This is a genomic window from Flavobacterium solisilvae (assembly GCF_012911605.1).
In the GTDB taxonomy this organism is placed as follows: Bacteria; Bacteroidota; Bacteroidia; order Flavobacteriales; family Flavobacteriaceae; genus Flavobacterium; species Flavobacterium solisilvae.
In genome coordinates this window covers 22,545-42,711 of the sequence record NZ_JAAMPT010000192.1, presented here as the reverse complement: position 1 = coordinate 42,711, position 20,167 = coordinate 22,545, and the positions used below count along the sequence as shown (strand labels likewise).

Here is a 20,167-nt window from a genome sequence, read left to right as displayed (position 1 = left end):
TTGCACTTGACCTGACAAGTTTAAAAAGCAGTCTGTATAACCTTATCTTCTCTTGAGTAGATTTTGAAACCACAAACCGTCAAGTCGGTATCATATCAGAAAAAAGAATAGAACTCGACGTTACCATGCAACGCAATCAATCCGATAAAAATCAGAGCAATCTGTGGCAAAAAAACCAAGCAAAGCGCAAAAACACAGCACCACAAACCACCACCACAATCCAAATAATTTGTGAAAATCAGTGCAATCTGCGGAAAAAAAAACAAGCAAAGCGCAAAAAAACACAGCACCACAAACCACCACAAACCCTAACTCCCAACTTACATTTCGTAATTCCTAATTCCTAATTCACAACTCCCAACTCCAAAAAAAAAAAAACGAAATATTCGCAAATGACATCGACGTAATGCAAAGTGACACACCAGTAATAGCAAATGACACGCTAGTAATGGCAAGTGACACACTAGTAATGGCAAGTGACACGCTAGTAATCCCTTATAAATAACCGTTTTTACCTTAATAGAAGTAATAAATTGATAATACAACGGTTATTCAAGATTATCCCAGCCGCTTATACCGTTATGTTTAATTTGTAAAACCAAATAAAGAAATACTATTCCAATTAATCCCAGAGCAGCACTAGCAATGTCTATTCCCATATTAAGATTAGTAAAAAACATCAGCACAGCCGTTAATGTAAAACCAAAGAAAGCCCATTTTTTCCAATACCATAACCCAACAGCAAAAGAAAGATTAATTACAGACAAAAGACAAAGCAATACCATCGTCGTTCGGTTCAACTCAATAGGCGAGTTAGGCAGTTGTTTTGGTTCAGCAAAAAGGTATAATAAAGCAGTGGCAGCATTACCTATCATCATCAAGATAAGCCAAGCCGTTAAACAGCCGTGTCGTTGTTTAGTTTGCATAAGGTTTTAGTTTTCTTTGAGATAGTTTTCTAACTCTTCAATTCTTTTTTGGGTAGCTTCAGTAAGACAAGTGTATTTTATCAAAGGTTGAATGCTTCCACCTTCATATGCTGAAATGGCAAATTCACAATCACTATCTCTAAAAGCAATCCAGTTTTTTTGTGCTTTGATTAATAATGCTTTTTCTTTTGGAGGAAGATTTTTAATCAATTCCTGATATATTTTATTGAGCTTTTGGTCAACAACTTTATAGTCATTCAGTGCGGTTTGGTTCATCTCGGCTTGCGTCTGCGAAAAAGCAGGCAAAAAACCAATAAAGAATAAAAAAATAAAAATATAGAATTTTGTTTTCATAAATTATAGAAACTCGAAATAAATCACTAATCATCAATCACTAATCATTAAACACTAATCATTAATCATTAAAAATTAATCACTCCGCCATTCTGCGAAGTTTGTTTCGGTCTTTGATGGCTATTTTTTTTCCGATAAGTTCAATCAATCCGGCTTTGTTCAATTCAGATAATAACCGAATACAGCTTTCAGTAGCCGTTCCAATCATTCCGGCAAGTTCTTCCCGCGATAATTGAAGTTTTAGTGTATTATCGTCATTTTTTCCAAAAGTATCTTCTAAATAGAGTAACGTTTCAGCCAATCGTTCTTTAACGCTTTTTTGCGCCATAGAAACCATGTGATCATCGGCCTCTTTTAAATCGCCACAAATGGTTTTCATCACGTTCATCGAAAACTGATTATTCTGCGTAAAGAATTGCAGAACTTCGTTCTTTGGAATAAAACACACTTCCATATCTTCCAGAGCTACAGCACTCAGATTGGCTGGTTCTTCGCTAATGGTAGAACGTTGTCCAAGTAATTCTCCTGGTTTTACCAGTTTTACAATTTGATCTTTTCCGTTTGCACTGAGTTTTGTCATCTTGCAAACACCGTCTTTTATACAGTAAATACCATTGGTTGTTTCCCCTTCTTCAAAAATAGTTTCTCCTTTTTTAATGGTATAAGAAGTTTTACAATCGGCCATTTTAAGTAATTCGTCTTTCGTTAAGGCTTTTAACGAACTGAATTGTCTAACGATGCACTGTTCACATTTACTCATAGGGAAGTTTTTTTTTGGACTATACAAATATATTCAAAGTATGACAAATATCATATTTTAATTTTACCCGTTGTGTGACCTTTGTTACAGGTAAAATGAGCAAATTATGGACACAGCAAATTGTTTCCATTGTGGTAATGAAATTATACAAAAAGATGAGGTAATTTTTGATGAAAAACGATTTTGTTGTAACGGTTGTAAAACGGTTTACGAAATTTTTAGTCAAAATGACTTAACGTGTTATTATGATTTTCAAGCATCGCCAGGTGCAACACCACAAGATATACAAGGAAAATATGATTTTTTAGACAATGAAGAAATTGTTTCAAAGCTTCTTGAGTTCCAAGAGAATTCAACTCACATTGTTTCACTCTACATTCCTCATATACACTGTAGTTCGTGTATTTGGATTTTGGAGAATTTACAAAAACTTCAACAAGGAATAGTTACGTCTCAGGTTAATTTTCCTGAGAAAAAAGTGCGTGTAACGTTCAATCCCGAGCAAACTTCGCTAAAGAAAATAGTCGAAATGTTATGTTCTATTGGTTACGAACCTTACATCAGTTTGGAAAATTTTGATGAAGGCAAAAAGAAAGTTGACCGAACCTTGATTTACAAAATTGGAGTAGCGTTTTTCTGTTTTGGAAACATCATGTTGCTTTCCTTTCCCGAATATTTTGAAGTAGAAGAATATTGGATTAATCAGTATCGCGACTTTTTCCGTTGGTTGATTTTCGGATTATCGTTGCCTACCTTTATTTATTCGGCTTCGGGATATTATGTTTCGGCATGGAAAAGTATCAAATCAGGACTTTTAAACATTGATATTCCTATTGCTTTAGGAATTGTGGTAATGTTTATCCGAAGTACGGTTGATATTGTTTTTGATTACGGACAAGGTTTTTTTGACAGCATGGCAGGATTGATTTTCTTCATGCTTTTGGGAAAATTATTCCAAATCAAAACCTATGATTTTCTGTCTTTTGAACGCGATTATAAATCGTATTTTCCTATTGCAGTTACCAAAGTTTTACCCGATGGAAATGAAGAAGCGGTTCAAGTGTATGACATTCAAAAAGGCGACAGATTACTTATTAGAAACCAAGAACTTATTCCGGTTGATGGTATTTTAATTTCCCAAAAAGCATCGATTGACTACAGTTTCGTTACCGGAGAAGCCGTTCCGATTGAAAAAAAATCGGGCGATAAACTTTTTGCCGGCGGAAAACAATTGGGAAAAGTCATTGAAATGGAAGTATTGTTTTCGGTTTCCCAAAGTTACCTGACGCAACTTTGGAGCAACGATGTATTTCAGAAAAAGGTAGAACAGCAACATAAAACCATTACCGATAAAATCAGTCGCTATTTCACTCCGGCATTACTGCTGTTGGCATTCGTTTCGTTTTTCTATTGGGTTTTTATTGATGTGACTACGGCTTTCAATGTTTTTACTGCGATTTTGATTGTCGCTTGTCCGTGTGCTTTGGCATTGACTGCGCCATTTACACTTGGAAATGTGCTACGAATTTTAGGAAGCAGGAAGTTTTACCTAAAAAATGCTTTGGTTGTAGAACAATTAGCCAAAGTGAACAGCATCGTTTTTGACAAAACAGGAACGATTACAACCAACGAAAAAACGTCTATTACTTATGAAGGAAGCGAGCTCAACGACTTTGAATTCAAACTGTTGAAAAATGTACTTCGAGGTTCCAATCATCCATTGAGCCGAAGATTATATGATTTTATTCCAAATCAGGAAAGAATGGAGGTTTCTAGTTTTGAAGAAGTTATCGGAAAAGGAATTTTTGCAGAAATAGAAGGAAATATAATAAAGTTAGGTTCGTCACAATTCCTGAAAACCATGACGGAAAACACACATAAGAAAACCAAAGTTCATGTTGAAATCAACGGAATTTACAAAGGAAGTTATGTGTTTAACAATCAGTATCGAAAAGAGTTGGAGCAATTATTCGAGGATTTATCCAAAAAATACAATCTCTATGTTTTATCAGGCGATAATGATGGTGAACGAAAAATTCTGGAAAAAATGCTTCCTGCGAATACCACTTTAGTATTCAATCAAAAACCCGAGCAAAAACTGGCTTACATCAATAGTTTACAACAAAATGGTAAAAATGTAATGATGATTGGCGACGGTTTGAACGACGCCGGAGCTTTGGCACAAAGTAATGTTGGGATTTCCATTTCGGAAAATGTGAATGTGTTTTCACCAGCTTGCGACGGAATTCTGGACGCATCTCAATTTGGAAAAATAGCCTTCTTTATGCGATATGCTAAAAATGCTATGAAAACCATTTACATGAGTTTCGGGATTTCACTATTGTATAATGTTGTAGGATTGAGTTATGCTGTAACGGGAAATTTATCGCCATTGGTTGCGGCGATAATTATGCCGTTGAGTACCGTAACGATTGTCAGTTTTGTAACGATAATGAGCAATGTTTTTGCCAACAGAAAATAAATAGGAAGTATGACAAATGTCATATTTTATGAAGAAACGTGAAAGTAACTTTGTCTAACACAAATTAGAGGTATGAGTGTCATCTATTTTTTAATATCAATCAGTATATTCGTTGCTGTTTTCTTTTTGTATGCTTTTATAAAAGCAGTACGAAGCGGACAGTATGATGATGATTATACACCATCAGTCAGAATGCTTTTTGAAGATGAATTAGTAAAAAAAGAAACTAACAAAAATCAAATTAATATAACCGAAGAAAAACAATTATAATTATGGAAATGCAACAATTTCAGTATGATAACAAGATTGTAAGGAACTTCATTTATGCCAGCATCGTTTTTGGTGTGGTTGGTATGTTAGTTGGGTTAATACTAGCATTTATGTTTTTATTTCCCAATGTTACCAGCGGAATTTCCTTCCTAAGTTTTGGACGCCTTAGACCATTGCACACCAATGCAGTGATTTTTGCCTTTGTAGGTAACGCAATGTTTGCTGGTATTTATTATTCAATGCAGCGATTGCTAAAAGCCAGAATGTTTAGTGACTTTTTAAGTAAACTACATTTTTGGGGTTGGCAATTAATCATTGTAGCAGCAGCAGTAACTTTACCATTAGGTTACTCAACATCAAAAGAATACGCCGAATTAGAATGGCCAATTGATATTGCCATTGCTTTGATTTGGGTAGTTTTTGGTATCAACATGATTGGAACTATTATTAAAAGACGTGAAAGACACATTTATGTAGCCATTTGGTTCTACATAGCTACGTTTGTAACGGTTGCAGTGCTTCATATTTTCAACAGTTTAGAATTACCTGTTTCATTTTCAGGAATGAAATCCTATTCGGTTTATGCCGGAGTTCAGGATGCGTTGGTTCAATGGTGGTATGGTCATAATGCGGTTGCCTTTTTCTTAACAACACCTTTCTTAGGAATGATGTATTATTTTGTGCCAAAAGCAGCCAATCGTCCGGTGTATTCTTATAGACTTTCAATTATTCACTTTTGGTCATTAATCTTCATTTACATTTGGGCTGGACCACATCACTTATTATATTCTTCCTTACCCGATTGGGCACAAAACCTTGGTGTTGTATTTTCAGTAATGTTGATTGCACCATCTTGGGGTGGAATGATCAACGGATTGTTGACACTTCGTGGTGTTTGGGATAAAGTTCGTACCGATGCCGTTTTAAAATTCTACGTTGTGGCAATTACGGGTTATGGTATGGCAACGTTTGAAGGTCCGATGTTGTCCTTGAAAAATGTAAATGCGATTGCTCACTTCACCGATTGGATTATTGCTCACGTTCACGTTGGTGCGTTGGCTTGGAACGGTTTCTTATCGTTTGGTATGATTTATTGGTTACTTCCAAGATTAACGAAATCCAAATTGTATTCTGATAAATTGGCAAATTTCCACTTTTGGATTGGAACATTAGGTATCATTTTATATGCGTTACCAATGTATGTTGCCGGATTTACTCAAGCTTCTATGTGGAAACAGTTCAAACCAGGAACAGGAAGTCTTGAATATGGAAATTTCCTTGAAACGGTTACTCAAATCATGCCAATGTATTGGATGCGTGCTATTGGTGGAACATTATATTTAGTTGGTGTTTTGGTATTGGTTTACAATATTATCCAAACAGTAAGACAAGGTTCAGCAATTCAAGACGATGCAGCTCAAGCTCCGGCATTGGCTCCAATTAGTCCAAAAAGATTAAAAGGTGAAAAATGGCACTCTTGGTTGGAAAGAAAACCGGTTCAATTCTCAATTTATACTACAATTGCAATTGTAATTGGTGGTGCAGTTCAAATTCTACCAACGATTTTTGTAGAATCTAATATTCCAACTATTTCTGCGGTAAAACCTTATACACCATTAGAATTACAAGGTCGTGATATTTATATCCGTGAAGGTTGTGTGAGTTGTCACTCTCAAATGATTAGACCTTTCCGTTCTGAAGTTGAACGTTATGGCGATTATTCAAAATCAGGAGAATTTGTATATGATCATCCATTCCTTTGGGGTTCAAAACGAACTGGACCTGATTTAGCTCGTGAAGGTGTTGCCGGAAAACCTTTCAATGGTGGTCGTGATGATGTTTGGCATTTCAATCACTTCTATGATCCGCAAAGTATTTCTCCGGGTTCAATTATGCCACGTTATCAATGGTTGATTAAAAATGAATTAGACAATTCAACCTTGCAAGAAAAAATGAAAACTATGGTGAAACTTGGCGTTCCTTATTCAGATGATGAAGTTACCAATGCCTTAAAATTGGCTGATGAGCAAGCGTCTAAAATTGAAGCCAAATTACTGTCTAATGCCGAAATCAATAAAGCTTTTGGTAATGAAACTGCTGTTCCGTTAAAGAATAGAGAAGTGGTAGCGTTAATTGCTTATATGCAACGTTTAGGAACCGATACTCAAGTTAAAGCTAAAAAATAATTGTCATGTTAAAGTTTGTAAAACACAATTTAGAAAGTATTACCGACGTAGAAATCTACCCGATAATCTCCCTTACTATTTTCTTTACTGCTTTTGTTTTGTTCACTGTTTGGGCAATGACATACAGCAAAGAAACCATAGAGAAAGTAAGTGATTTGCCTTTGCAAGACTAATTAGTAAAACTAAAATTTATAAAAATGAAAAAATTATTTCCATCATACGTAAGAGTTCCACTGATTTTCGCCATCGTTTTTGGCGGAATGGAATACTTCATCGACTCAGGAGACAAACCCGCTTTTATTGAGTATCCAATGGTTTCGGTTTTCCTGTTTGTATTTCTGTTTCTATTGGTAGCTATCGAAATTGTAGTTAGCGCTGTGGACAGAGTAACGTATCATTTGCTAACAGATGAACAACGTAAACAATTGGAAGAAGCACAATCGGTTTCTTTTACGGATAGTAAGTTTGTTCAAAATCTAGTAAGCAAATTAACCCGTTCAAAACCAATCGAACAAGAAGGCGAGTTAATGCTGGATCACGATTATGACGGTATTAAAGAATTGGATAACGTATTGCCGCCTTGGTGGGTGAATTTGTTTTATGCAACGATTATTTTCGGGGTGATTTATTTGGTTCGTTTCCATGTAATGGATGCTTATACGCAAGCCGAAGAGTTTGAACAAGAAGTACAATTAGCCAATGCTGAGTTGGAAAAAATGAAGGCCAATTCGCCTAAAGAAGAAATCACTTTAGACAAAGTGGTATTGCTTACGGATGAAGCGAGTTTAGCCAAAGGAAAAGAAATTTTTACCAATGCTTGTGCTGCTTGTCATAAAGCCGATGGTGGAGGAATTGTTGGACCAAACTTAACCGATGAATATTGGATTAACGGTGGCGGAATTAAAAATGTATTCAAATTAATATCTGAAGGAAGTAAAAACAATCCATCAATGGTAGCTTGGAACAAAACCTTAGAATCTACCGATATTCAAAAAGTTGCCAGTTATGTGCTAAGTCTTCAAGGAACAAAACCTGCCGGAGCTAAACCTGCCGAAGGTGAAAAATGGGTTGAAGAAGCTGCACCAGCCGAAACAGCTGCAACGGTAACGGATAGTTCAAAAGTAGCTGCAAAATAATTAAGTATGGAAGGTTTTGGAGTATTATTCAAAACCTTTCTTGTCCAATATAAAAAGAAACAAAATGGAAGAGAATCAACATGATGAAAGTTTCAGAGATAGCATTTCAACTATTGATGCCAAAGGAAAACGTGTATTTATTTTCCCGAAAAAGCCTTTTGGACGTTTTTATGATAAACGAAAATTACTGAGCTATTTTTTACTGGCATTTTTAATTGCTGCGCCTTTTGTTAAAATCAACGGCAATCAATTTTTGATGTTCAATGTTTTAGAAAGACGTTTCAATATTTTCAGCTTTCCGTTTTGGCCACAGGATTTTCATCTTTTTGTAATCTCGATGATTATTGGAGTTGTAGGATTGGCATTGTTTACGGTTGCTTTTGGAAGAATATTTTGTGGTTGGTTTTGTCCGCAAACCATTTTTATGGAAATGGTTTTTCGCCGAATTGAATTTTGGATTGATGGCGATAGAGCACAACAAATGCGTTTAGAAAAACAAGCTTGGGATTCCGAAAAAATTAGAAAACGTTTGACCAAATGGTTTATCTTTTTTATCATTTCGTTTCTTATTGCCAATGTGTTTTTGGCTTATTTAATTGGTAGCGATAAACTAATTCAATTTATTAAAGAAGGACCAATTGAGAATAAAAGTACGTTAATTGCGTTACTAATTTTTACTGCGGTTTTCTATTTTATTTATGCTTGGTTTCGTGAGCAAGTTTGTATCATCGCTTGTCCTTATGGTAGAATGCAAGGTGTTTTACTTGATAATAAAACCATTAATGTTGCTTATGATCACGTTCGTGGCGAAGGCGAAAAAGGAAGAGGAAAATTCAATAAAAATGAAGACCGAAAAGCATCCGGTAAAGGCGATTGTATCGATTGTAAAGTCTGCGTTCACGTTTGTCCAACAGGAATTGACATTCGAAACGGAGTTCAATTAGAATGTATCAATTGCACCGCTTGTATTGATGAATGCGATACAATCATGGAAAAAGTTGGCTTGCCAAAAGGACTTATTCGTTATGCCAGTGAAGACGAAATTGTCAAAAAAGAACCATTCAAACTTACAACAAGAATGAAAGGTTACATAGCAGTTTTAGCCATTTTAATTGGAGTTTTCATCGGAATGTTGTTTCTAAGAAATGATGTCGAAGTTACAATTCTTCATGCACCAGGACAATTATTTCAACACGAAGAAAACAAAATTGTGAATTTGTATAATTATAAAATTATAAACAAAACAACAGCTGGATTCAACAACGTAACCTTCAAATTGGTTGAACCTAATGGCGAAATAAAACTTGTTGGAAATCCGTTTACTAAAGTACCAAAACAAGGCATTACACAAGGTGCATTGTTTGTGAAATTGCCTGAAAACGAACTCGACGGTGAAAAAACAGTGCTTAAAATTGAGGTTTACAATAACGATAAATTAATAGAAACAACAACGACCAATTTTACTGGTCCGAGAAGTTTTGACTAAAAGAAAAAAATTATGAAAATAAATTGGGGAACCGGAATTGTCATTGCTTTTGTATTGTTCATGAGCTTTATTTTGTACTTCGTTTTCAAAGTACAATCCAATGACAAATATGATAACGAATTGGTAGTTGAAAAATATTATCAAAAAGAACTAACCTTCGAAAAAGAGATGAAAAAAGAGCAAAACGCTCAAAATCTGACCGAAGGAATTAGCGTATCCAATGAGGCAACAGCTATAAAAGTTACGTTTCCAAAAGGATATGATTTTACAAAAATTCAAGGAAAAGTGTCCTTATACAGACCGTCAAGTCAAAAGCTGGACTTCGAAATTCCGATTTCGTTGAACAGTCCTTATTTGCTCATACCTAAAAATAATTTGGCTGACGGTCGTTGGGACATTTCTGTAGATTGGAGTTATGATGGTGTAGATTATTTAAACAAAGAAACGGTTAATTTATAAAGTTGAATATGCTTTTTTCGGCACTATTTTTTGGTTTAATCAGTAGTTTACATTGCATTGGAATGTGTGGACCAATTGCAATGATGCTTCCTGTTGACCATAAAAATCCAACCAAAAAAGCACTACAAATTTTAACCTATCACTTAGGAAGATTAACCGCTTATGGTTTTCTCGGATTAGCTTTTGGATTGTTAGGAAAGGGACTTTTTATTGCCGGATTTCAGCAAAATATTTCGATAGCAGTTGGTGTTTTGATGATTATTATTGCCATTGTTCCCGAAAAAGTTTTTGCTCAATATAATTTCTCAAAACCAATTTACAAAGTCATTTCGTCTATCAAAAGCAGTTTAGGAAATCAGTTCAAACGAAAAACATTCGACGCACTATTTTCAATAGGCTTTCTAAACGGATTGTTACCTTGCGGATTAGTTTATGCTGCATTATTCGGCGCAATTGCCATGCAAAATGAAGTTTTAGGCGTTGCTTATATGTTGCTTTACGGCATTGGAACCATTCCGTTGATGAGTGTTGTGGTTTATGCTTCGGGATTTATGAGCGTTCCGTTACGAAGTAAATTGCAACGAATAATTCCTATCATAACTATCGGAATTGGGATATTATTTATTCTCAGAGGTTTGTCACTTGGAATACCATTTATTTCTCCGGCAGAACAAAGTTTGTTTGTTCAAGCCAATCCAAATTGTCATTAAAAATTAATAAAAACAAAATATGGAAAGACACGATTTATTACACGAATTCCCAGAATATCAAGAGCGAATTCATGAGTTAAAAGTTTCTGATGTACATTTCAGAAAATTATTTGACGAATACCACGAGTTAGAGCATCAAATTCATCGAATTAATACAGGAATAGAATCAACTTCAGATGATTTTGCTCATGAAAAGAAAGCTCAACTATTACATATTAAAGATGCATTGCTAGAATTACTAAAACAATAGTTTAAAATCCGCTGAATGGCGGATTTTTTTTATAATTCCATAGTATAATTGAGCATTAAGTATACTGAATTTGTTTTTATTCCAGAAAAATAACCACCGATATCTTTAAGACCAAAATTGTTTCGTATTTCAATGTTCATGGCATTTGTTTCCTTTTCATTTTCATAAAATTGTAAACCAATTCCAGTTACTACACCAAAATCATCTTTTTCAAAAACATCTTTAAAATCAATATCGTTTAAAACTCCGTCATTATAGTTTTTTGCTTGAAGTAATTTACTATAATAAAAACCTCCAGTAGCATAAATAAAAGTATTTGGAAAGTAATATTTTGCTAATATCGGTACAGAAATATATTCTAAATTAAGCTCAGATTTGTATGATGATTGAAAAGGATTTCCTTTGAAATTATACTTTGTAAATTTTCGGTCATAATTAATATTGGTTAATAAAGACCAATTTTTAGCAAGCTTATATTCAAATGAAATTCCAGCTGAATAGTTAAAAGTAGCTCCAAAATCTTTAGCCATTTGATGTTTTCCATAAATGTCTGAATAATTTAAAATAGCATTAAAACCTATGATGTATTTTGGTTTAATTTCAGATTTAATCTGAGCTTGTAGTAAAATAGGAAATAGTAAAAGTAAGGAACGAAGTATTATTTTTCTCATTAAAACAAAATTTTTTCAAAAGTAATAATTTTTGCTTTCAATACCATAATTTAGCAAAATATAAATTAATGTTTTGACCAAAATCCTCTTACTTTCCGATACGCATAGTCATATTGATGATACCATTTTAAAATATGTCAACCAAGCTGATGAGGTTTGGCATGCTGGAGATATTGGCGATTTGGCTGTAACCGATGCGATAAAAAAACTAAAACCACTTCGCGCGGTTTACGGAAATATTGATGACGACAAAGCCCGAATGGAATTCCCGTTGAACAATCGTTTTTTTTGTGAAAATGTGGAGGTTTGGATAACGCATATTGGCGGTTATCCTGGAAAATACAACCAAGCCATTCGCACAGAAATTCAACAAAATCCGCCAAAGCTTTTCATCTGCGGACATTCACATATTTTAAAAGTACAGTTTGATAAAACCTTAAATTTATTGCACATGAATCCCGGAGCTTGTGGTATTTATGGCTTTCACCAAGTACGAACGATGCTTCGCTTTGAAATCGTCGGCGATAAAATCCAAAATTTGGAGATTATTGAAATAGGGAAGAAGTAGGATTTGTTTTTAAAATAATATGAGATTTACTAAATCTGTTTACAATTTTTTTAAAAGAAAGAGAATATTTTTCTAAAACTTTATTTGTATTGTAAAATTATTATATTTGATGTCTTGTTTCGAAGTACTTATATATTAAACCTTTGCTTTTAGTATTATATACTGGAATAGTTTACTATCTTTAACAAATATTGTATACAGAGTTGAAAATAAGGGATAAATCTGATAATAATATTGATGCAGCAGAATTGTTAATAGCAAAAGGGTTACACTCATCCAGTGTTCATTGTTCATATTATGGAAGTTTTCAGCGTATTATGTATTCATTAAAAAATCATCTTGGGATAAGCTATAGTGATTTGGATAATATGTGTAAAGGTAAAGATTCTCATATTTTTTTGATACGATTGTGTTGTGATGAATTTAAGAAAAAAGGTAAAACAGCTCGTGAAGCAAATGATTTAGATAGAGATCTTAATGATTTGAAGATATTAAGAAAAAAATCAGATTACAAGGACGAAATTATTGTTCCTGACGATAGTGATGAAGCTTTAAGAATAAGTAATAGAGTTATAAGATTGTTAAAATCAACATTTTTACCATGAATACAGCAAAAGAATTTTTAATTTATAAATTAAAAGAATTACATAATAAATTTCCGGAAATTAAAATTTATTATGAACATGATTTTGATATTAATACTCATATAATTGAAGTTTTTCCTTATGATGTTTTTCAATCGGATGATTATATTGAATGTGAAATAATAATTAAAAAAGAATTTTATGATAAATTTCCAAATGAAAGTTTAGCTTTTGTATCGGAAAATTCAAGAACTAGGGTTGAAAATCCTCAGTTTATTTTAGAGACAAAACCTATATTAACAGTTAGTCAAGTTCTTTTGGAAAATTATAGTTATTCTAAAGAAACTACTAATCTTTTACATTTTAATATTAAAAGATTATTAGCTGAATACAAAATAGATTTACAGTTAGATTTCGAACAGTATTTGTCGGAATTAAAAACAAACACATTTGACTATAAAATAGATATTAGTAGGAATTCGAAGTTAAATGAATTTGTAAATAATAATAAAGCTTTACCATCTTTTGAAATAGAAGATGTAGAAAAAACCGAATTAATGGCTGCGTAATGGAAAAAAAAAATTATAAACTATTGTCTATTACATTGATTAATAGTGAATTCAATAGAGCTTCAAACATTAATTTTGAATCGGAAGAATTAAAGAATCATGTTGATATTGATGTTGAAGATAGTATTGTTGATGACAAGCTTATTATAGCATTATCGTTAACTGTTGAAGGGAAAATAGATAAGGAAGTTCAATATAGATTTTTTAATAAATTTGTAGGACTTTTCGAGATTGGAGATACAAATGACTTACCAGTTGATAAGTTTTCAAAAGCAAATGGGCCAGCAATAATTTTTCCTTTTATTAGAGAACATGTTGCAACAACGTCATTGAAAGCTAACATAAGTCCTATTTTATTACCTCCAATAAACTTTATAAAATTGTCACAAGAGAAGAAAGCTGAACCTTGATATAAGTAGGTTTTAATTTATGCCAAAACTTTATTATAAAATTTTTTATTTAAAAAATTGATTAAAACTCAAAAATAAAAAACCCATCACGCTAAGCGGATGGGTTTTTTGCAGCACTAAAAAACTAAGTTTATAGGTTTATCGTAATCGATCCACAGATTTTACGAGATCTTCGTCCTTTTTGATGGCTTTGTTGGCCAAAACCAAAAATACGATAGAAAAAATAGGTAAGAACATCCCAACACCTTTCTCAGAAATAGCTGTTTCTCCAGATGCGTTTAGCGTTCGATACACAAATAATCCTAATAAAATTAAATTCAATATCATATTCAATCTGCCCATGACAAATTGTTGTTGTCTTTTTGCGTGTGATAAAATGCTTAATAGCGACAAAGTTGCGCTCAAACCAAATAAAGCTACGTAAACAATATCCATCATAAAATAAAAAGAAGTACCCGAAGCATCTTTCCACAACGGAGCGAAAAACGGCACTATTCCTGAAATTATCAGCGATACAATTAAATAATAGGTCTGTGGTCTAAACATTTTCAAAATTTGATGCACAAAAATATAGTTTCTTTTTTTAAATTACTATTGTATGATAAAAATTTATTTGTATTATTGCATAACAAATCCGTAAGTACTTCATTCTTCGGACTATTTCAATTAAAAATTTTTCCACACATTATTTTAATTTCTCAACCCAAATTAAAAGTCACATTTATTATACATGTTTGATATTTCTGCGTTAAAGGAAATGAAGCTTGCTGAGCTTCAAGAAATTGCTAAATTAGCAAAAACCATAAAAGTTACTGGTGCCAAAAAAGATACATTAATTGCCCAAATTTTGGAACACCAAAACAAATCTCTTGAAGAAGAGAAAAAAGAAACTCCAAAAACTGCCGTTGAAAAACCAGCGGAAAATAAAAGTAAAAGAACACGAATTGTTCCTGCGAAAAGTAAAGAAAATAATCAAAGCGATTTATTTGCAGCCGAAACTCCAGAACCAGCAAAAGTTGAAGTAGCTGAAGAAGAAAAGCAACCAGTTCAAAATAAAAATCCAAAGTTCAAGAAACCGTTCGAAAAAAAGAACAAAAATACTCCTGAACCAACCAAGCAAGAAATTGCATCAGAAGAAACTGCAACAGAAGAAATTGCAACAGAAGAAATTGCAACTGTTTCAACTACTACCGAAGAAGCAACTGTTTCTGAAACAAAAAACAATCAAAATACCGAAAATAATCGCGAGCCAAAACCAAAACACCAAAATGGCAATGGAAATGGTAACGGCAATCACAATGCGAATATCAATAACCCAAACTATAAAGGAAAAAAGAACAATAATTTCCGCGATGCCGATTATGAATTCGACGGAATTATTGAAAGCGAAGGCGTTCTTGAAATGATGCCCGATGGTTATGGTTTCCTTCGTTCTTCTGATTATAACTATTTGGCTTCGCCAGATGATATTTATCTATCAACATCACAAATTCGTTTATTTGGTTTAAAAACAGGTGACACTGTAAAAGGTGTTGTTCGTCCGCCAAAAGAAGGTGAAAAATTCTTTCCATTAGTAAAAGTTTTGAAAATTAATGGTCATGATCCACAAGTCGTTCGCGATAGAGTTTCATTTGAACATTTGACGCCAATATTTCCACAAGAAAAATTCAACATTGCCGATAAACAAGCTAGCATTTCAACACGAGTTATTGATTTGTTTTCGCCAATAGGAAAAGGTCAACGTGGAATGATTGTAGCACAACCAAAAACGGGTAAAACCATGTTGCTGAAAGATATAGCCAATGCAATTGCGGCTAATCATCCGGAAGTATATTTGTTAGTTTTACTAATTGACGAACGTCCAGAAGAAGTTACTGATATGCAACGCAGCGTTCGTGGTGAAGTGATTGCTTCAACTTTTGACGAACCAGCAGATCGACATGTGAAAGTAGCCAATATTGTTTTGGAAAAAGCAAAACGTTTGGTAGAATGTGGTCACGATGTGGTTATTCTTTTAGATTCAATTACGCGTTTAGCAAGAGCTTACAATACAGTTCAACCCGCATCAGGAAAAGTACTTTCGGGTGGAGTTGATGCCAATGCGTTACAAAAACCAAAACGTTTCTTTGGTGCTGCGCGTAATGTTGAAAATGGCGGTTCGTTAAGCATCATTGCCACAGCTTTAACCGAAACAGGTTCCAAAATGGACGAAGTTATCTTTGAAGAATTTAAAGGAACAGGAAACATGGAGTTACAATTAGATAGAAAAATTGCTAACCGTAGAATTTTCCCTGCAATCGATTTAACATCTTCAAGTACGCGTCGTGATGATTTACTTCTTGACGAGAAAACACTTCAAAGAATGTGGATTTTACGCAAATTCCTTGCCGATATGAACCCAGTAGAAGCAATGGATACCATAAATGATAAAATCAAGAAAACACGAAACAACGAAGAGTTCTTAATTTCGATGAATGATTAAAGATACAATCCCAGCTTAACGGTTGGGATTTTTTTTAGTATAAATTTATCATTAATCAATATTTTCATCTTTACATTTGCACCAAAATTAACTCTGTGCAAATCAATAAATATTATCTCTCGGCATTATCGGCTTTTATCATTTGGGGATTTTTCAGTTTGGCGCTAAAACCGCTTCACGATTATCCATCGTTGGATATTTTGTTTTACCGAGTTTTTTTGGCAACGGCTTTACTTTTGGTCATCAATGTTTCCATTCGCTTTGATATACTAAAAACAAATCTCACTATTTTCAAATCACTGAGTAAAAAAGAGAAAACCCGATTTTTATCGCTAACCATTCTCGGCGGATTTTTATTAGTCTTGAATTGGTATCTTTTTATGTTTGCCGTAAATCATGTGAGTTTGAATTCGGCTTCGTTTGCCTATTTAATTTGCCCAATTGTAACGACTATTTTGGCTTTTTTTATACTAAAAGAAAAGCTGAGTTTTTGGCAATGGTTTTCGGTGGTTTTGTGTTTAATCAGTTGTGCAATATTGTCTTATGGCGATTTGACAGGATTGATTTACAGTTTGATTATTGCAACAACATTTGCTTTGTATTTAATTAGTCAGCGAAAAAATAATTTGTTTGATAAATTCATCGTGCTTTCTATTCAAATGGTGATTGCGTCGATTGTTTTAGCACCATTTTTCCCAGTTTACAGCGGAACAACTCCAAGCGCATCATTATTTTACATTTTAATGATTGTCATTGTGGTTTTGTTTACCATCATTCCGTTATTCTTGAATTTATATGCTTTAAAAGGAATGAATTCGTCAACAGTTGGAATTTTAATGTACACCAATCCGTTGATTAACTTCTTTTTAGGAATATTCTATTTTCATGAAAAAATCACTTCGGCACATATTGTTTCTTATGTTTTAATTCTGATTTCGATTGTTATTTTTAACGAAAGAGTTTTGTTTAAGAGAAAAGTAATCCGTTAGAAATAATTCTAAAATCTAAATTCTGAATTCTAATTTCAAAAATGTCATCTTGTCATACTGATTTTATCAAAAACTGACATTTTTTTAGGATTTCCTTATTGGCACAAAAGTTGTCATAAACGAAACCGTACAACACAATGTACTATTCACTCGTAGAGGAATAATCAAAAATAAAATTAAAAAGGAGAACATAAAAATGGGAAAAATTATTGGTATCGACTTAGGTACAACCAATTCTTGTGTAGCAGTTATGGAAGGTGGAGAACCAGTTGTAATTGCTAATGCAGAAGGAAAAAGAACAACACCATCTGTAATTGCGTTTGTAGAAGGTGGCGAAATCAAAGTTGGTGATCCAGCAAAAAGACAAGCTGTGACTAATCCAACAAAAACCATAGCGTCAATCAAACGTTTCATGGGAAATAAATATACAGAAAGTGCAAAAGAAGCATCAACTGTAGCATATAAAGTGGTAAAAGGTGACAACGATACACCACGTGTTGATATCGATGGAAGACTTTACACACCACAAGAATTGTCAGCAATGACACTTCAAAAAATGAAAAAAACAGCTGAAGACTATTTAGGTCAAACAGTTACTGAAGCAGTTATCACTGTTCCAGCATATTTTAATGATGCTCAACGTCAAGCTACTAAAGAAGCTGGGGAAATTGCAGGTTTAAAAGTAATGCGTATCATCAACGAACCAACTGCTGCGGCTTTGGCTTATGGATTGGACAAACAAGGTAAAGATCAAAAAATAGCTGTTTACGATTTAGGAGGTGGAACTTTTGATATTTCTGTACTTGAATTAGGTGATGGTGTTTTTGAAGTATTGTCAACAAATGGTGATACTCATTTAGGTGGTGACGATTTTGACCAAGTAATCATCGATTGGATGGCAAACGAATTTAATGCTGAAGAAGGTGTTGATTTACGTAAAGATCCAATGGCATTACAACGTTTAAAAGAAGCTGCTGAAAAAGCAAAAATCGAATTGTCTTCTTCCACACAAACAGAAATCAACTTGCCTTATGTAACCGCTACGGCTTCTGGACCAAAACACTTAGTGAAAACTTTAACTCGTGCAAAATTTGAGCAATTAGCTGAAACTTTAGTGAAACGTTCAATGGAACCAGTTGCAAAAGCGTTGAAAGATGCAGGCTTGTCAACTTCTGATATTGATGAAGTAATCTTAGTTGGTGGTTCAACTCGTATTCCAGTTATTCAAGAACAAGTAGAAAAATTCTTTGGTAAAAAACCATCAAAAGGAGTAAATCCTGATGAAGTTGTAGCGATTGGAGCTGCAATTCAAGGTGGTGTTTTAACTGGTGATGTAAAAGATGTATTGTTACTTGACGTTACACCTTTATCGTTAGGAATTGAAACTATGGGTAATGTAATGACTAAATTAATCGAGTCTAACACTACAATTCCAACTAAAAAATCGCAAGTATTCTCAACAGCTGCGGACAATCAACCAAGCGTGGAAATTCACGTGTTACAAGGTGAAAGAACGATGGCTGCAGATAATAAAACAATCGGTCGTTTCCACTTAGATGGAATTCCGCCAGCACCAAGAGGTGTTCCTCAAATTGAAGTAACTTTTGATATCGATGCCAATGGTATCATCAAAGTTTCTGCAACCGATAAAGGAACAGGAAAATCTCATGATATTCGTATCGAAGCTTCATCTGGTTTAACTCCAGAAGAAATCGAAAGAATGAAAAAAGATGCTGAGATGAATGCTGAAAATGATAGAATTGCTAAAGAAAAAGCAGATAAAATCAACGAAGCTGACAGTATGATTTTCCAAACGGAAAGCCAATTAAAAGAATTAGGTGATAAGTTGTCTGATGACCATAAAGTTGGTATCGAAGCGGCTTTAACCGAATTGAGAATGGCACATCAAAATCAAGATTTAGAAGCAATTCAAAAAGGTCTTGACAATGTAAATGCGGCTTGGAAAGTGGCTACAGAAGCAATGTATGCTCAAGGTGATGCTGGTGCACAACAAGCTCAACCACAAGCTGATGCTTCAGGAGATCAAACTCAAGATGTAGATTTTGAAGAAGTAAAATAATTTTTTTAGATAAAAGAAAATAGACTTTTAGATAATAGGCAAAAACCGAAAACATTATGTTTTCGGTTTTTTTATTTCTAAAATTTATGTCAGTTTTAGCGCAGTCTAGAACAGAATAAATTTTTAACAATAGTCGAAAAGATATTTTTGTATATTGGCAACCTATTAAAATAAAAACCATTTATGAAACAACTACTAATTCTTTTAGCCATTGCATTATCAACAACTACAGGTTTTGCACAAAAGAAAAAAGCACCAGTAAAATCGACCAAAACCGCTACGACATCTTCAACAGCTAAAGTGGATAACCTTACTGCCGAAATCAAAGGAAAAACATTTCAACTGACCATTGCCGAAAAAGGAAAAGCCGCCGATGCAATCACGGTAAAAGAATTGACGGATGATGTAAAACCAACAGATATAAAATTAACCGGATTTACAGCTAATGGAACGAAGTTGTATTTATTGCAATGGACAGAGAAAAGTAATACTAAAACCGATTTGAAAACAGAAGATATCACGATGATTTATTCGGTTATTTATGAAATTCCTAATAAAAAACAAGTATTTTCAAACTATCAAAAAACGACTAATATTGTTGAGAAAGTTTTTTTAGATAGAAACAAAACCGCTTCTGAAACACAGGAAAAGGTGAGAAGAGAAGGTTTTGAATTTGTTTTAAATCCTGATGGTTCGGTTACGCAAAAAAGTAAAAACCAAGAAAATAAATGGACGTATGATGTTGCAAAACAAGAATTTGTTGATGCTAAGAAAAAGAAATAGAAATTAAAAATA

At 33.6% G+C, this 20,167-nt stretch carries 22 protein-coding genes; 17 read left to right on the top strand and 5 right to left on the bottom strand.

The annotated features are described in order from the left end of the window. Positions 1–548: 548 nt before the first annotated feature. The 3 genes from G6042_RS02150 to G6042_RS02140 all read right to left on the bottom strand — a co-directional run bounded on the left by G6042_RS02150 (position 549) and on the right by G6042_RS02140 (position 2,040). A complete protein-coding gene (locus tag G6042_RS02150) occupies positions 549–926 on the bottom strand; it encodes a hypothetical protein (RefSeq protein ID WP_169522616.1) in 378 nt (125 codons plus the stop codon). Positions 927–932: 6 nt separating this feature from the next. Next, positions 933–1,280 (bottom strand): lysozyme inhibitor LprI family protein, encoded by a 348-nt coding sequence (locus G6042_RS02145; protein WP_169522615.1) that lies wholly within the window; start codon positions 1,278–1,280, stop codon positions 933–935. Between the two features lie 79 nt (positions 1,281–1,359). Continuing rightward, on the bottom strand, positions 1,360–2,040 hold the full coding sequence (locus G6042_RS02140) for a Crp/Fnr family transcriptional regulator (protein ID WP_169522614.1): 681 nt from the start codon (positions 2,038–2,040) through the stop codon (positions 1,360–1,362). Positions 2,041–2,146: 106 nt separating this feature from the next. Between G6042_RS02140 and G6042_RS02135 the strand changes: the two genes are divergently transcribed. The 9 genes from G6042_RS02135 (at position 2,147) to G6042_RS02095 (ending at position 11,019) form a co-directional block, all read left to right on the top strand. Beyond that, the gene (locus G6042_RS02135) at positions 2,147–4,522 is read left to right on the top strand and encodes a heavy metal translocating P-type ATPase (protein WP_169522613.1); all 2,376 of its coding nucleotides are present in this window, start codon (positions 2,147–2,149) and stop codon (positions 4,520–4,522) included. 72 nt (positions 4,523–4,594) lie between these two features. Further along, on the top strand, positions 4,595–4,792 hold the full coding sequence (ccoS, locus tag G6042_RS02130) for a cbb3-type cytochrome oxidase assembly protein CcoS (protein WP_169522612.1): 198 nt from the start codon (positions 4,595–4,597) through the stop codon (positions 4,790–4,792). A 2-nt stretch (positions 4,793–4,794) separates the two neighbouring features. Continuing rightward, positions 4,795–6,978 carry a cytochrome-c oxidase, cbb3-type subunit I gene (ccoN, locus tag G6042_RS02125; RefSeq protein WP_169522611.1) on the top strand — a complete coding sequence of 728 codons (2,184 nt, stop codon included), beginning with the start codon at positions 4,795–4,797 and terminating at the stop codon, positions 6,976–6,978. Positions 6,979–6,983: 5 nt separating this feature from the next. Beyond that, positions 6,984–7,151 (top strand): CcoQ/FixQ family Cbb3-type cytochrome c oxidase assembly chaperone, encoded by a 168-nt coding sequence (locus tag G6042_RS02120; RefSeq protein WP_169522610.1) that lies wholly within the window; start codon positions 6,984–6,986, stop codon positions 7,149–7,151. Between the two features lie 24 nt (positions 7,152–7,175). After that, positions 7,176–8,114: a cbb3-type cytochrome c oxidase N-terminal domain-containing protein gene (locus G6042_RS02115; RefSeq protein WP_169522609.1), complete on the top strand. Its 939-nt coding sequence runs from the start codon at positions 7,176–7,178 to the stop codon at positions 8,112–8,114. Between the two features lie 64 nt (positions 8,115–8,178). Beyond that, entirely contained in the window at positions 8,179–9,600 is a 1,422-nt protein-coding gene (gene ccoG, locus G6042_RS02110; RefSeq protein WP_169522608.1) for a cytochrome c oxidase accessory protein CcoG, read from the top strand. Between the two features lie 12 nt (positions 9,601–9,612). Further along, on the top strand, positions 9,613–10,059 hold the full coding sequence (locus G6042_RS02105; RefSeq protein WP_169522607.1) for a FixH family protein: 447 nt from the start codon (positions 9,613–9,615) through the stop codon (positions 10,057–10,059). Between the two features lie 8 nt (positions 10,060–10,067). Continuing rightward, positions 10,068–10,769 carry a sulfite exporter TauE/SafE family protein gene (locus G6042_RS02100; RefSeq protein ID WP_169522606.1) on the top strand — a complete coding sequence of 234 codons (702 nt, stop codon included), beginning with the start codon at positions 10,068–10,070 and terminating at the stop codon, positions 10,767–10,769. 19 nt (positions 10,770–10,788) lie between these two features. After that, entirely contained in the window at positions 10,789–11,019 is a 231-nt protein-coding gene (locus G6042_RS02095; RefSeq protein ID WP_169522605.1) for a YdcH family protein, read from the top strand. A 29-nt stretch (positions 11,020–11,048) separates the two neighbouring features. Here G6042_RS02095 and G6042_RS02090 read toward each other — a convergent pair whose 3' ends face one another. Then, positions 11,049–11,690, bottom strand: a complete 642-nt coding sequence (locus G6042_RS02090; protein ID WP_169522604.1) for a porin family protein — start codon at positions 11,688–11,690, stop codon at positions 11,049–11,051. A 73-nt stretch (positions 11,691–11,763) separates the two neighbouring features. On the opposite strand from G6042_RS02090, the gene G6042_RS02085 reads away from it, so the two are divergent. The 4 genes from G6042_RS02085 to G6042_RS02070 all read left to right on the top strand — a co-directional run bounded on the left by G6042_RS02085 (position 11,764) and on the right by G6042_RS02070 (position 13,821). After that, on the top strand, positions 11,764–12,258 hold the full coding sequence (locus G6042_RS02085) for a metallophosphoesterase family protein (protein WP_169522603.1): 495 nt from the start codon (positions 11,764–11,766) through the stop codon (positions 12,256–12,258). A gap of 191 nt (positions 12,259–12,449) precedes the next feature. Continuing rightward, positions 12,450–12,863: a hypothetical protein gene (locus tag G6042_RS02080; RefSeq protein ID WP_169522602.1), complete on the top strand. Its 414-nt coding sequence runs from the start codon at positions 12,450–12,452 to the stop codon at positions 12,861–12,863. Next, entirely contained in the window at positions 12,860–13,411 is a 552-nt protein-coding gene (locus G6042_RS02075) for a hypothetical protein (RefSeq protein WP_169522601.1), read from the top strand. The genes G6042_RS02080 and G6042_RS02075 overlap by 4 nt, the downstream gene beginning before the upstream one ends. After that, entirely contained in the window at positions 13,411–13,821 is a 411-nt protein-coding gene (locus tag G6042_RS02070; RefSeq protein WP_169522600.1) for a protein-export chaperone SecB, read from the top strand. The genes G6042_RS02075 and G6042_RS02070 overlap by 1 nt, the downstream gene beginning before the upstream one ends. Before the next feature lie 138 nt (positions 13,822–13,959). On the opposite strand, the gene G6042_RS02065 is transcribed toward G6042_RS02070, so the two are convergent. After that, positions 13,960–14,367 (bottom strand): DUF4293 family protein, encoded by a 408-nt coding sequence (locus tag G6042_RS02065; RefSeq protein ID WP_169522599.1) that lies wholly within the window; start codon positions 14,365–14,367, stop codon positions 13,960–13,962. A 184-nt stretch (positions 14,368–14,551) separates the two neighbouring features. Here G6042_RS02065 and rho point away from each other — a divergent pair, with 184 nt between their 5' ends. From rho to G6042_RS02045, 4 genes are all read left to right on the top strand, one after another. Beyond that, positions 14,552–16,303 (top strand): transcription termination factor Rho, encoded by a 1,752-nt coding sequence (rho, locus tag G6042_RS02060; protein WP_169522598.1) that lies wholly within the window; start codon positions 14,552–14,554, stop codon positions 16,301–16,303. 95 nt (positions 16,304–16,398) lie between these two features. Then, the gene (locus tag G6042_RS14545) at positions 16,399–17,292 is read left to right on the top strand and encodes an EamA family transporter (protein ID WP_169522597.1); all 894 of its coding nucleotides are present in this window, start codon (positions 16,399–16,401) and stop codon (positions 17,290–17,292) included. A 196-nt stretch (positions 17,293–17,488) separates the two neighbouring features. Next, positions 17,489–19,372 carry a molecular chaperone DnaK gene (dnaK, locus tag G6042_RS02050; RefSeq protein WP_169522596.1) on the top strand — a complete coding sequence of 628 codons (1,884 nt, stop codon included), beginning with the start codon at positions 17,489–17,491 and terminating at the stop codon, positions 19,370–19,372. 183 nt (positions 19,373–19,555) lie between these two features. After that, positions 19,556–20,155, top strand: coding sequence for a hypothetical protein (locus G6042_RS02045; RefSeq protein ID WP_169522595.1), 600 nt, complete (start codon positions 19,556–19,558; stop codon positions 20,153–20,155). The last annotated feature ends 12 nt before the right edge of the window (positions 20,156–20,167 follow it).